Source organism: Mycobacterium nebraskense (genome assembly GCF_002102255.1).
Taxonomy (GTDB): domain Bacteria; phylum Actinomycetota; class Actinomycetes; order Mycobacteriales; family Mycobacteriaceae; genus Mycobacterium; species Mycobacterium nebraskense.
The window spans coordinates 33,039-46,490 of sequence record NZ_LQPH01000025.1; the positions used below are offsets into that span (position 1 = coordinate 33,039).

Here is a 13,452-nt window from a genome sequence, read left to right on the forward strand (position 1 = left end):
GCTCACTGCTGCACAGCGGAGCCCTGCACTCACTCGTCAACGCACTCTGAATTACGAAGAGCCGCTTTGGCGTGAAGAAGGACTGCGCGTACCGCAGCGGTGACGACGCAACCGCCGCGGCAGTTCCACCGCGCCGACCACGGTCGCCGATGCGGCCAACCGGGTGTGGGCGGTCGACTTCCAGTTCGATGTCACCACCGATGGGCGGCCGCTTCACCGAGGTTGAGGTCCTAACATCTCCTTCCAACCGTCGTCTCCTATTTTGGCCGAATCTTCGATGGTGTATTTGACGCCATCGGGCCCTAGGAACTCGCCGCTTTGCGGACTATAGATAGCTGCAGCACCGCTAGGAATGTAAATGCACGGGTTCGGCTGCTGACCGTTGCACTGGACGCTCCCAGAACCTGGCCGTTGCAGTGGATCGCTTCGTGGAGGAGGCGTCCCCGTCACCCGGTCGGAAGGAAGCGGATTGATGCCGGTATCGACCGACGGAGCCGGTATGACCAAGCCGGGTTTCACCGGCTGATCACAGCGCGCCGCAGGTGCGGGGCAGCTTAGAATCTGGTTCGGATCCCCGTACCAAGGATTGGTCCCCAGCGGGACATACGGCTCTTTGCTGCGGCATTCGCGCGGCGTGGCCGCGCGCTTGCCGGGAACATCGACACAGGGATAATTACGCGCGCCGCGGACCGCGTTTTGTGCCTCCATCGGAATCTTGCAGTATCGCGTGGTCAAAAGCCCGGGAGTCTCGTCCACAAAGGATCGCCATTGCGATGCCGGCAAGAACCCCGTCAGGCAAGCAGGGGTCATATTTATTGGCGTTTGGAACGAAAGAGAAAACGTATGTGGGTAAGCAGCGGTCACTGTCTCACCGAATGCGGGAATTTGCGGAAGTATGACCAGCAATTGCTCTACATTCTTGTTGTACCGCTTGAGCAGATCGGCCACAATCGCAACATTTGCTAGGGTCTGCGGCAAAGTTTCGCGAACGTCGCCGAGCACGGCTTTAATCTGATCGGCGGTCGGCGCAACCTGGCCCAGGATGCTCTTGAGCTGTTTGTCCTTTTCCGCGGCCTGCGCGTCGAGAGTATTTAAGTTGTGCGCCCACCGCTCGATGGGATCACGCGAGTTGGCCTGGCTGTCGATGATCGGTGCTGCGTTTTGGACGATATCGTTGACGTCGCTAAGGTTTGTTTTGAAATCCCCAACGATCGATTGGGTCGAGTCGACTAGCCGCTGCAGGGCTGGGCCCAGGCCGCCGACCGCTTGAGCTGTCTCATCGAGTAGTCCGGCGATCTTGTCTTTGGGCAGGACGTCCAATGTATGGTTAACGGTATCCAGGGTCGGGCCAATTCGTTTAGGCACCGTGCTGTTAGTGATGGTCTGGCCGGGCGAGAAATACTTGGCCGGATTCTGCGCGGATACTAGGTCTATGTATTGTTCGCCGACCGCCGACACCGAATGCACGTTCGCCGAGGAGTCAATTGGGATTTTGTACTGGTCGCTGATACGCAATGTGGCCCGAACTCCTTGTTCGGTCGGCTCTACCCGAGTTACCTTTCCCACGGTGATTCCGCGGTAGGTGACGTTTGCAGTGGGATAAAGCCCTCCCGACGTGGGTAAATCCACCTCCAAACTGTACTGGCCCATCCCAACGACGCTCGGCAACCTCAGATAATGCCACCCAAGAACGCTCATGGCGAGCATCGTGACGATAGTGAACACGGTTAGCTGAAGGCGAAGGCGTCGAGTCAACATGCTGCCTACTCCTCGTCACGCTCGGGGGGTTCGTCGGCGGGGTTGGGTGCGAACCTGACATCGGGAAGCATGGTGTTCGGATCGCGGCCCCACGATTGCTCAAGCGCTCGCAGTGCGCCGGAGAACCCGGTTCCGGTGAGGAGCGCATTATCGATTGCACTCAAGGTGAGGTCCAAGGTTATCGAAACATTCATTGAGTCGCCGTGTACCACCTTCGGGATGGCGTCGGCGCTGAACGGGAGGGTCAAGGCAATCTTTAGCGTCTCGACCAGATCCATCGAAGCCCGGCTGAGTTGTTTCAGGGGACGCTGCAGTTGGCGCACGTCTTTATCCAAGTCGGGACGCGCCGCCGTCAAGGTCTGATTGAGGACGTCGCTAAACCGGCCCAACGCATTGGTCGCATCGAGGAACGGCTGTCGTTGTTCAGCGAAATGCTTTGCCAATGGGGGAAACTCGGTGAGAACGTGGTCCAGGGTGTCTGATTGCTTGGCTACATAAGTCAACAGCCGGTCTGTGGAGTCGATAGCGCGAGTGATGTCATCACGTTGCTCGTTTAGTCGGGCGGTGAAGGTGTCGAGCTTCTTGAGGAAATCATGTATCTGATCGGCCCGCCCAGTCAGCATGTTACGGACTTCACTTGCGATCACTTCGACGTTAGGGATGCCGCCACCGCGCAGCACCGCGGCAAAACTGGCCAGGACCCGCTCGGTGGTGGGATAGGCGGACGCATTCTGCAGCGGGATGATGTCGCCGTTCTTCAATAGTTGCGGTGATGGGTTGGCTGGCGACGCCAGCTCCACATGCTGTGAGCCGAGCAGGCTGGTCTGCCCGATCTTCGCGGTGGCGTTCTTCGGTAGCTTGACGCCCTTTTCTAGATCCAAGGTCAACGTCGCGATCCAGTTTTTCAGGCCGATTGCGCGTACCCTGCCGACAAAAACGTCGGCGACGCGTACCCGACTATTGGCATTCAAAGCCAGCGTTTCCGGCATCTGCACATAAATCGTATAAGAGCCGGATTCGCTTCCCGGGCCACCAGGCAGTGGCACATTAGCGATACCTCGCCAGCTAGCACACGAGGTAAGTACTGTAGCGGCCGCAAATAGCGCCACGAACCGTGACATTCCCGCCCGCATGCTCACTGGCCGGATCCTGTCGCGACTGATGCTGCGTCAGCGGCGGGTGGCGGGCCCGGCGGCGGTGGACCCATATTGGAATAGGCGTTGGGCGGCCCCGGCGGCGTCTGAAACCTTGATGGCGGCGGTGTCGTGTCCGGGCCTCCCATCAGCTCAGCGAGCGAGTCCGGTGTCAGCAAGCTTTCGGTAGCCGGTCCCACTGTGAGGCCTTGCTCACCGGGCGCTACGACCCAGCCGGGCTCGTGGTTACCATGTGACAACGGCGAGTCCGGCGCCCAAATCCCGGGGACCGTGGTGTCCTTGAACCCCGGCGGAGGCTGTAACCGAGGCTCGGAATATGCGATATGTTTGGGCAGTACAGCAGGAGTTTGGTACAGGTTGATGCCAGCCGGGGGTCCATTGAACTTGATCGCATCCAAAACCGGCGTCAAGTATTGTGCGCACAGTTCGGCAGACTCTTGGTATCCCATACGGCTGCCGGCCTGCATCGCGCTGCAGATGAACTGCAATGGGTTGGCAAAGTTTGGCAGGGCTATTGCACCTGTCAGCGCGCCGTGCGCCGGCTCATAGATTGCGAGGGCGTTGGCGGCAAAATGGGGGAAGACATGCAGCGCCGTTTCAAGCGCATTCAGCGGCTCGGGTTGAACCAGCGCGGTGGTCACATCGGCGAGGGTGTTGATGTCGTGGGTTAGCCCATCACGATTGTCCGCTAGAAGCTTTCGCAATGCGGGAAGCATATCGTCTACCTGTTGCAGTGCCTTCGCAAGCCCGGGATCTGAGCTGGTAAGTGAACTGGTAAATACGGCGAGGTCCTTATTTAAAGCGACGAAATTCCGATCATCTTTATATAGCGCGTTGACGAATAAGGCCATGCTGCGCAGCACGGCAAAGAAATCGGCACGCCCGTCATTTAGCGCGGTCAACGCTTGCGAAAGCCCGGTCAAAGTACTGTTGATCTCTTTGCCTTTGCCGGCCAAGCCGTCCGCGAAAGATTCGATGACTTCGCCGAAAGGCCCCTTGGGCTGCTCGGGCGTAGGTCCCAGCTTCGAGATAATGTCCGTGATACCATTGCGCAACTGATCCCATTCCACCGGCACCTGTGTTCGTTCGATGGGGATCACCGCATGATTTCCTAGCGATGGGCCGCCTTCATAGGGCGGTTCCAGCTGAATGACGCGCGAGGCGACCAGCGCGGGATTGAGGATCACCGCAGAGGCGTCAGCGGGCACTTTGTATTTTTTCTCGTAGTGGAAAGTCACCTTCATCTTGTCACCCGACGGCTCGACCTTGTCGATCGCGCCCACTCGCACACCCATTATCTGGACCTTGTCCCCGACATAAAGCGCGTTTGCCTCCGGGAAATACGCAACCACCGTGTTATTGGTCATTTTTTCGTAGAAATCCCGAGCAGCCAGCGTCGTAATAGACGCCAGCAGTATCACCAAGGACCCAACGATGATTGCAGTTCGCGAAAACTTCGGGAGTTGAATTTTGCGTATATCGAAAACAGTACTCAATTCTGGCTGCCTCCCGTCGCAGCGCCGCTGCCTCCTGTTCCGCCCGGGGTGATGAATGGGCCCGGCAGCTGCGGGCCCGGGCCCGGCGGGAATGGTGGTCCCGGGGGGAGTCCTGGCGCGAAGGTCGACGGCGGTGATGTCGGGCCGGCCGGCGCCAGGTTCTCGGTACGCGCGCCTGGTGGAGCTTTTACGGGAAGCCGCACCGGAGTGCCTGGCACATTCGGCGGGGGCTCGTCAGGTCGTCCGGCAATCGGGATACCGGGTGTTGGTGGCAGCCCATTAGGGTCGGGAGGTGACGTTTGGACGTCAAACGGCGCGATCGTCGACGGGCCACCGAAAGGGCCGGCGCCCAAACCCATGCAGGGAAGCGGGTTCCATGGCCGCGGCAAACCGTCCTCTGCGGGGGTGTAAGCGCACGACGCGCCTGGCGGAACCGCCGGTCCTGGATGGTCCGGGGTGCCCTCCCTTACCGGCGGAGCTGGCGGTGGCGCGCCATTGGGAAACCGGGTGCCGTTAGGATCGGGGAACTGGTAGGCGGGCAAACCAGCGCTGCGCCAGAATTGTTCAGGGTCGATCCCACGTTTCTTGAACGCCGCGTCGACCCAAGGCTGAGTCATCCAAAAAGGTGCAAGATTCAGCAGAGCCACCTTAAAGTAGGGACCCGACGCTACCGACTCCGCCAAAGCCGACGCATAATAGCTTACGTTAGGCGCCCACTCGACGAGATCTTTTTTGTGTTTGAGTAGCAGATCGCTAATCGTCCTCAATTGCTCGACAACGTTATGCAGATTCGGGTTGTCATCGATCAAACCCTTCAACTGGGCGGAAACGGCGGCGATATTGCCCAGCAAGCCGTCGATGGCACTCTTGCGCTCGTTGAACGCCGCCAGAACGATCTGCGTGTTAACCAAAATCCGATCGATTTGCTTGCTGCGATCACCGAGTATGCTTGCCACCTTCCTAGCGTCAGCAAGCAGCCGTTGGATTTGCTCGTCGCGTTTCCCTAGCGTGTCAGAGAACTTGGCCACACCATCCAGTGCTGCACTCAGATGCGGGTAAGTCTGCTCAACTGTCTGCGACAGCACATTCAGGGAGCGTTTGACTGTATTGATGTCCCAGCCGGTAGCCGCCTTCGTGACGTCGAAGAACGCGTCGTAGATCTGGTACGGGCTGGTGGTTTGCCCAAGCGGGAGTGTCGCATTTGGTTGGAGCACGCGGGAGCCTTGGGGATCGATCTCGAGCACTTTCTTCCCCAGGATGGTATCGGTACGGATCGCAAGACGGCTTTTAGATCCGATTGTATTGGAGCCGATGGAAAACTTCATGACTACATGGTTGCCATTGATCGTAAATCCCTGCACTTCGCCGACATTTACCCCAGCGATGCGAACTTTATCGCCCTTGTTCAGCCCGCCTGTGTCTTTGAACTCTCCGTAATAGGTTGCCTGGGCAAACAACATCGGAATGCTGGTGAAGCTTTGCCCTACTCCGGTCACCACCGCTGCAACGATGATTCCCATCGCCCCCATCCGATACGGATTGATTGCTTGAAGGGTTCTCACTTCGGAGTGCACCTCCCCGTCGGCTGACTCCAAAGCTTCACGGTACGGACGGGCCCGCCAGGCTGCAGGCCATCAACCTTCAGCGTGACGTCGCACGCGTAGAAATTGAAGAAGTCGCCATAAAGCCCCCCGATACCCGCGACACGCTTCGCAGATTGTGGGGCGTCCCGTAACACCCCGTCGACGTAGTCGAGCCGGTCAATTAGCGGTTGGAGGGTATTCTGCACATAGCCAACGGCCTTCTGCAGCAGTGGCCGATTGTCTGACAACAGATCCGCCAGCGTGCCGGCCACATTACCGATGTGCGCGACATTGGCCGCGAGCGGATCGGCTTGATTGCTCAACCCGGTGATCAACTTATCGACGTTGTCGATCGTTTGGTCGAATTCCTTGCGATGCTTGACCGTGGTCTCTAGCACGACGTTAAGGTTTGAGATGACTTCACCGATTGCCTGGTCACGTCCAGCGATCTGCGCGGTTAGTTGCGCCGTCTGGTCCAAGATATCGTTGATCGTGCCACCTTGGCCCTGAAACACAGTGACGATCGCGGTCGCAATCGTATTGACTTTGTCGGGATCGAGCGCGCGAAACACCGGCTTGAAACCACCGATCAGTGCATCTAAATCCAGGGCTGGCTCCGTACGTGACAGCGGGATAAACCCACCCGGCGGCAACACCCGATCCATCCCTTCACCGTCGCCGCGCTTAAGTTCTACGTAGCGCTGCCCAAGTAGGTCGGCATAGCGAATGGACGCGGTCGTCGACTGATAAAGCGGCACCGAACGGTCTACTTCGAAGTCCACACGCACCCGATGACCGCCCTCCGTGATCCGTACGCTGCTTACTTTGCCGATCTCCACCCCGGAGGCACGGACAAACTGGCCGGCGCGCAAGCCGCTCGCAGTACTGAATTCGGCCGTGTAGCTGGAGGTCTTGTTAAAGCGCAACTGGGCGAACACCACGACAATGATGACCGTCACGGCAATTAAAGTTAATACGGCAGTACTAAACTTCACTGCCGTAGCGGTGATTTTTTTCATGGGTTGATCGTGTTCTCCCCCCACTGGCGGCCCCACACGTATTCATTGGCCTGCGGTTGCGGGATTCCAAAGTGGGTGTATGGCGCGATGCTGGAACCGCTATCCGTTACCAAGTACGGAGCAGGCCACAGATCGCGGGTAATGGTCTTCCAGCATCCCGGTTTCCCGCCCGGTCCGCCGTGAGCATTCACTCGCGGCAAGTTGTCAGGATAGACGTACGCATTTGTTCCTCCCAAGATCGTGCCTGTTAACCTTACCGAGTAACCGTTGCCGCTCTCCCCATCCGTCACTTTCGGTAGCACATTAGCGCCATGGTGAAAAAGGCAGTAAAGCTCCGGACTGTAGGTGTCAAGCAGTTGAGTCACCGGCACCAGGTCGCTGACCGCATGCTGCAGGTCCGATCTGCTCTGGTCAATGATGTCGGCACCGGTGTTTCCAACCCCCACCGCGGCCAAGAGTGCGGCGTCCAGATCCTTCTTTTGCTGGTTGAAGGTACGCGCCGTGGTGACTGCGTTATCGAGGGCGCTCCAAAGATCCGGCGAGGCATCCCCGTAGATATCGGCTAAATCCGCCAACCGTTGAATATCATGGCGGATTTGAGGCATCTGCGGGTTGATGTCATCGAGTATGGTGTTTCCATTGATGATCGAAGCCCCGAATTTATCGCCTTGCCCATTTAACGCTGCAGCCACCGCCGAAAGCGTTAAGTTCACCTTGACCGGATCCACCTTCTCTGAAATCTGCATGACCGTCTCGAACAACGTGTTAAACTCCGTTGTTTCCGACCTCACCACAATTATGTCAGCCGGTGTAACCTTCCGGGCCACAGGTTGTTTGGGCGAACTCAACGACACGTACTTGTTGCCAAACACCGTGGTGGCTGTAATTTCGGCATTTACGTTTAGCGCGATCAGCCCGGCGTATTTTGGCGCAATTTCCAGCAGCAGCTTGGCCGCCGGCTTTCCGTCACGCTCCACCTCGCTGATGCTGCCCACCCGGCCGATCTCCACCCCGTTGTAAGTGACTTTCGCCCCCCGATCCAAGACCAAACCCGACCGGCTAGCCAATGCTGTTAAGGTTATCTTGGGTGTGAAGCCACCCCGGAACTGGACCCAGACGACGATCAGCACGACCGCGGTGATGAGCCACAAAGCCAGCCCCGCTAACTTTCGGACCGAAATAAGTCGCCGTAGCCGCTTGCTTGTGGTTGCCATAATAATTTACACCGTGAGATTGAAGTTGGGGTTGACGCCGTAAATCGCTAACGAAGCCATTAGCACGACCATTACGATGGCGATTAGCGATGCGCGCATCGATCTCCCGACTGCCACGCCGACTCCAACCGGACCGCCGCTGGCGTTGTATCCGTAGTAGCAGTGGTTCAACATCACGACTGCCGAAATGGCGACCGTCTCCGCAAGAGAGTACCAGAAGTCGTTAACCCTCAGGAAAGTGTTGAAGTAATGGTCATACGTTCCGATTGATTGCGCATAGAACAAAGTTGTCACCAGCTGGGCGGAAAAGAACGAGAGGAGGACCGCGACCGAATATAGTGGGATAGTGACGATGAAGGCGCCAATAACTCGGGTAGATACCAAATACGAAACTGATTTGATTCCCATCACCTCAAGCGCATCAATCTCCTCGCTGATCCGCATGGCGCCCAATTGCGCTGTAGCACCGGCCCCGACGGTCGCGGCTAAAGCAGTGCCAGTTACGATTGGCGCCACCACACGCACATTCGCTAGCGCGGCGAAGAAACCGGTGAACGCCTCAACGCCGATATTGCCTAGCGAGGCGAACCCTTGAATCGCAATCAGCGAACCGGCCGATAGCGTCACAAAGCCGATGATCGCCACCGTGCCGCCGACGGCGGCCATTGCGCCAGTGCCCATGCCGATCTCGGCGATCAGGCGCAAGACTTCCTTTCGGTAATTCTTTAGGGTAAACCCGAGATAACGGAGCACTTCGCCGACGAACAGCGCGACATCACCAGAGGCGTCGAGCGCACGGCCAGGAGCGCCGACCCATCCGGCGCCTAGCTTCCAAGCGCGTGGGAAACGTGATTGCACGACCGTCGGGGAAGCCAATCTCAACGCCCCGTTCCGAACCGCACACCAATGGTAGTCAGCACCACGTTGACCGCAAATAATGCGACCACCGCAAGAACCAACGTTTCGTTGACTGCTGTGCCCACCCCTTTGGCTCCCCCGCCGGCTGTCAACCCGCGGTAGCAACCCACCAGCCCGGCAATAAGCCCGAATAAGGTGGCCTTCACAATCGAGATCAGCACCTCGGGCAATCCAGTAATCAAGGTTAGGGTCGAAACGTATGCGCCGGCCGAAACATTCTGGATATACACACCGAACAAGAACCCGCCGACCAGCCCGATACTGATCACCGCGCCATTGAGCAGCAGGGCTACAATGGTCGATGCAACCACCCTGGGAACTACCAGTCGATGAATCGGGTCGATGCCCAACACCTCCATCGCATCGATCTCCTCGCGAATAGTCCTAGCGCCCAAATCCGCACAAATCGCAGTAGAACCTGCGCCAGCGACCACGAGCACCGTCACAAGGGGGCCCAGTTGAGTGACGGCGCCGAGCGCAGCCCCAGCGCCGGAGACGTCGGCGGCCCCAAATTCGGCCAATAAGATATTCAGCGTAAAGATGATTAGCACGGTGAGCGGAATTGCGACCATAACGGTTGGCAGGAACGACACACCGAGTAGAAACCAACCCTGTAGGATGAATTCGCGCCATTGGAACGGACGTGCAAGCGCCTTGCCGGTTAGCACACACATCTGAGTGAAGCTGGCCACCTGCCCTAGCGGTTTCCGCAGTTGTTCACGAAGGTATACCGACAAACCGTTGGATGCCGTCACCGATGCCCCTCGACAACAGCACCACGTGCGTCGCGCTGCAGCAGCCGATCAACGTACAGCGCGACCGCCGAAACCGTGACCAGCAGACCATACTGGGTGGTAGCGCTCAACCCATCGCTCGCGCCAGAGATGTCCGTTGTGCCGACGTTGCACAACAACACGTTGAGCGTGAAGATGCTTAGCGCCGCCAGGGACGAAGAAGCTGCGATGGTTGGCAGGGTCGACATCTGCATCAAAAACCGCAACTTGGACGATGAACTCAAACCATTGGAACGGCCTCTCAGCACGGCCTTTTGCCGAATTGAAATGGCATCTGCGAAAACACGCCGCCAGCTCCCAACGCTGGAAAAGGTCTGATCCCGGACGTCTTCGACGAGAATGACTCTGGCCGTGATCACCGGGTCATCCATAGGTCGCGAACCCACGGTGAAGTGTTCTGCGGCTGCTGTCACCGCCAGCGGAATCCGGGCCGGCAGCACCTCCTCGATGCGTTTCACCCAATCAACAAACTTTTCGGAATCCCACCACCCAATCGGATACCCCATGTCAACGAGCTTGTCATTGAGCGCCCGATGCTGCTGGCCATGCACCGATTCCTGACCGATAAACCCGGCCACCCGCTTCTTCAACCCAGGATCGGTGACCTCATCGGCAAACCGGCGCACCGACCGAATGAACAACTCCTCCCCCGGCGGGAACGACCCCGACAAGTTCGCCAGAAAGTGGCTGAAGATGATGTCGTCATCCACGATAATAGTTGCTGCCCTCCCCCCACCGAGAAACATATCCGCCGAGTCCTCGGATACCGAGACCCCACTCGGTGCACTCATAGTGGTCACGACCCCCTATATATCTAGCCTGTGCCCCCGTCGACCACGAAGGTTACCTTTTCCCCGAACTTCTAGTTTCGGATACTGACAGTACAGGGTGTCGGGCGTTACAGTACTGCGAAGCGACAGGGTGCGCAACGCTAGCCCCGCGACGTGCTGACCGCGGGGGGGCGGTCAAGGTGCAGGCCCCGCGGGTCAATGACAAACGTATTGATCCCGATACCGTTGAGCGGCAGCGGTTCTCGTCGACGATCGTGCCGGCGTAAGCGCGTAAGTCGCCGCAGATGGCCGAGGTGTTGCCGTTGCTGTACCTGCATGGGCGATCCAGCGGGGATTTCAGGCCGGAGCCCTGGAGCAGTTCCTGGGTCGGGGGCCGGGTTGTCGGCAGCCACGATTACCCGGCTGACCGCCCAGTGGCAAGACGAAGTCGCCGCGTTCGGCGGCAGGGATCTGTCCGCCACCTGAATCGCCCCGGTGAGTCCGGAGACTTTCTGATGTGAGATTTCAGCCAGCGGCTGGTCTCTGGCGTGGAGTGCAATAGGCGGCTTCGAGTTCAACTGGTGGGGATATCGCCGCAGTATTCGTAGAGGCGACGGTGGTTGAACCAGTCGATCCGCCGTGCGGTGGCCAGCTCGACGTCCTTGATGGAGCGCCAGGGCTTGCCGGGCTTGATCAGCTCGGTCTTGTACAGGCCGTTGACCGTCTCGGCTAGTGCATTGATGCTCCTATATCCGTCAAGCGGCTGGTTTTTCGGCTTGTGGAGTGGTGCGCAGTGGATGCACGAGGCCCATATCTCACGGGCAAGGAAGCGTTTTAAGCACCGGATGATTTCGGCCTTGGACTTGCCTTCGGCGGTGCGTCTTGCGAGGTACGCCTGGGTGGGTTGATGGTGTTGCATGCCCACGATGACGGTGCGGTAGATCGCCGCATTAGCCTGGCGGTGGCCATCCCAGTTGAGCAGGTGGCGAACGGTTTTGCCGGTGGAGGCTGGGATCGGGCACACGCCGCACAGCTTGGTCCACGCGGCTTCAATACGGATCCGGTCGGGGTTGTCGCCGGCGACGATGAGCATCTCGGCGGCGGTGTCGGCGCCGATGCCGAATGCTGCGGTCAACTCTGGCGCGATCTCGGTGACCAATTGGGCGAGTAGTTTCTCGTGTTCAGTGATCTCCTCGTTGAGATGCTGCCAGCGGCGGGCGATCGAGCGCAGGGTGTGCTTGGTTGCGGCTTCGACCGTGCTGATGCCAGCTGGCCTCAGGCCGGCGTAGCGGCGGATTAGGGCCATCTTGGACAAGGGCTGCAGTTGTTCACGCAGCTCGTCTGGGGCGTTAACGATGACCGTCTTCAGCGAGATCATCGCTGCCGAACGGGCTTTGACCGCAATATTTTTGGCGATTTTGATCTGTCGGATCATATCCACGGTGTCATCGGCGGTCTTCGGGGTGGCGGTGGCATGGCTACCAAGCACGGCACGGGCGGCGTTTTCGGCGTCCAGGAAGTCGGACTTGCCGCGCAGCCGCCGGTCGCGCCGGTCGGTGCGCATTACCTCCACGACACCGATGTCGCTGCGACGCACGGCTGCGGTCAGGCCGGCTCCGTAGGAGCCGGTGCCTTCGATGGCGAAGGTCAGGATGTGGCCCGGGTGGCTAGCCCATTCGATCAGCTCGGCATAGCCGGCGCGGTCGGCTTGGAACGTTCCGGTGTCAAGCACCGCGCCGAAGTCGTCGAACGCGGCGGCGACATGAACGAACTTGTGGGTATCAACACCGATCACGACTCGACCGCGGCGAGGTGTGGTTGCCATGCTTGTCATTGCGACCTTCAGCGGGTTGTTGAGGCTGGCCGGTCGGGTGACGGGACTGCGATGGGACCTGGTGTGGTCAGGCTTCTATGAGGTCACTGCCCGCTCGGTCAGCACGAGGTGGAACGACCGCCCGTTGGACGACAGATCAACAGCCAGGACACCCATACCGCTGGGTCAGTCATAACACGAGTCAGGCGACCAGACAGCCGCCAACATTCTCACAGTCATAGGAGCTGCCGACCGCTCGGACCGAGGACTGGATGCCCGCTTCTGCGTGCCGTTCGCTGAACCTGATCGAGGTGTATTGACTGCGATCCCCGATCCGTCTGGTGGACAACGTCTTTGAGATCAGTACACCTTCTTGTTGACGGTTCTAGATGGCTTGCTCGATCGCATCGAGGACCATCGAGGTGGCCATCGTGGAAGCGACCCGCCAGCCCAGCATCCCGCCGCGCGTAGGCGTCGGTGGCGAAAGCGACGTAGGCAAACCCTGCTCGACGGTGCATCTGGCCACTGGAGTGCCCTCGCGGTTGAGCGCCAGCCACACCTTGTGGGCACCGTACACGCCGTAGTTGGCGGCGTAGAGCCGGCTGATCTGTTCTTTGAGTTCGTCGTCACGGCGTTCGCGGCGGCTGGGCTCGCGGTTGATGTGGTCGTAATAGGTCGATGGGGCGATCGGCATACCCAGCTCGGTCAGCTGTGTGCAGATCGACTCGACACCCCACCGCAAACCATCAGGGCCATCGCGGTGACCGTGATGATCGGCGATGAACTGGGTGATTAGTGTGTTGGCAGGTCGAGCTCGGCCGCGGAGAAAGCCGACGCCGTCTTGAAAATCGCATTGGTTATCTGAGGTTCTCAGCGTCCTGTCGATGATGTAAACGACACGCGGTCCGGGGTGCGCCGAGATCCGTTGTGGGC

The 13,452-nt window shown here is 59.0% G+C and carries 8 protein-coding genes and 6 pseudogenes; 2 read left to right on the forward strand and 12 right to left on the reverse strand.

Annotated features, from left to right (window positions below; translation table 11 throughout):
- Window positions 1-64: 64 nt before the first annotated feature.
- Window positions 65-214, forward strand: a pseudogene (locus AWC17_RS03370) (IS3 family transposase); the annotation flags it as partial.
- Here the strand turns inward: AWC17_RS03370 and AWC17_RS03375 are convergent.
- From AWC17_RS03375 to AWC17_RS34095, 9 genes and pseudogenes are all read right to left on the reverse strand, one after another.
- Entirely contained in the window at window positions 214-1,758 is a 1,545-nt protein-coding gene (locus AWC17_RS03375; protein WP_007172264.1) for an MCE family protein, read from the reverse strand. The pseudogene AWC17_RS03370 and the gene AWC17_RS03375 sit on opposite strands and share 1 nt — an antisense overlap.
- A gap of 5 nt (window positions 1,759-1,763) precedes the next feature.
- Window positions 1,764-2,891, reverse strand: coding sequence for a virulence factor Mce family protein (locus tag AWC17_RS03380; RefSeq protein ID WP_033721559.1), 1,128 nt, complete (start codon window positions 2,889-2,891; stop codon window positions 1,764-1,766).
- Window positions 2,892-2,893: 2 nt separating this feature from the next.
- A complete protein-coding gene (locus AWC17_RS03385; RefSeq protein ID WP_007172262.1) occupies window positions 2,894-4,408 on the reverse strand; it encodes a virulence factor Mce family protein in 1,515 nt (504 codons plus the stop codon).
- On the reverse strand, window positions 4,405-5,970 hold the full coding sequence (locus AWC17_RS03390) for a virulence factor Mce family protein (protein WP_007172261.1): 1,566 nt from the start codon (window positions 5,968-5,970) through the stop codon (window positions 4,405-4,407). Before AWC17_RS03390 ends, AWC17_RS03385 begins: the two co-directional genes overlap by 4 nt.
- A complete protein-coding gene (locus tag AWC17_RS03395) occupies window positions 5,967-7,010 on the reverse strand; it encodes an MCE family protein (protein ID WP_007172260.1) in 1,044 nt (347 codons plus the stop codon). The genes AWC17_RS03390 and AWC17_RS03395 overlap by 4 nt, the downstream gene beginning before the upstream one ends.
- Window positions 7,007-8,224 carry an MCE family protein gene (locus tag AWC17_RS03400; RefSeq protein WP_007172259.1) on the reverse strand — a complete coding sequence of 406 codons (1,218 nt, stop codon included), beginning with the start codon at window positions 8,222-8,224 and terminating at the stop codon, window positions 7,007-7,009. The genes AWC17_RS03395 and AWC17_RS03400 overlap by 4 nt, the downstream gene beginning before the upstream one ends.
- 6 nt (window positions 8,225-8,230) lie before the next feature.
- On the reverse strand, window positions 8,231-8,992 hold the full coding sequence (locus AWC17_RS03405; protein WP_371869965.1) for an ABC transporter permease: 762 nt from the start codon (window positions 8,990-8,992) through the stop codon (window positions 8,231-8,233).
- A 110-nt stretch (window positions 8,993-9,102) separates the two neighbouring features.
- Window positions 9,103-9,816, reverse strand: a complete 714-nt coding sequence (locus AWC17_RS03410; RefSeq protein WP_085981747.1) for an MlaE family ABC transporter permease — start codon at window positions 9,814-9,816, stop codon at window positions 9,103-9,105.
- 506 nt (window positions 9,817-10,322) lie between these two features.
- Window positions 10,323-10,684, reverse strand: a pseudogene (locus AWC17_RS34095) (metal-dependent hydrolase); the annotation flags it as partial.
- A 190-nt stretch (window positions 10,685-10,874) separates the two neighbouring features.
- Between AWC17_RS34095 and AWC17_RS03420 the strand changes: the two are divergent.
- Window positions 10,875-11,189, forward strand: a pseudogene (locus AWC17_RS03420) (transposase); the annotation flags it as partial.
- 42 nt (window positions 11,190-11,231) lie between these two features.
- On the opposite strand, the pseudogene AWC17_RS31840 reads toward AWC17_RS03420, so the two are convergent.
- The 3 pseudogenes from AWC17_RS31840 to AWC17_RS31845 all read right to left on the reverse strand — a co-directional run.
- Window positions 11,232-11,445, reverse strand: a pseudogene (locus tag AWC17_RS31840) (integrase core domain-containing protein); the annotation flags it as partial.
- 210 nt (window positions 11,446-11,655) lie between these two features.
- Window positions 11,656-12,540, reverse strand: a pseudogene (locus tag AWC17_RS03425) (IS110 family transposase); the annotation flags it as partial.
- A 214-nt stretch (window positions 12,541-12,754) separates the two neighbouring features.
- A pseudogene (locus AWC17_RS31845) lies at window positions 12,755-13,374 on the reverse strand (DDE-type integrase/transposase/recombinase); the annotation flags it as partial.
- Between the last annotated feature and the right edge of the window lie 78 nt (window positions 13,375-13,452).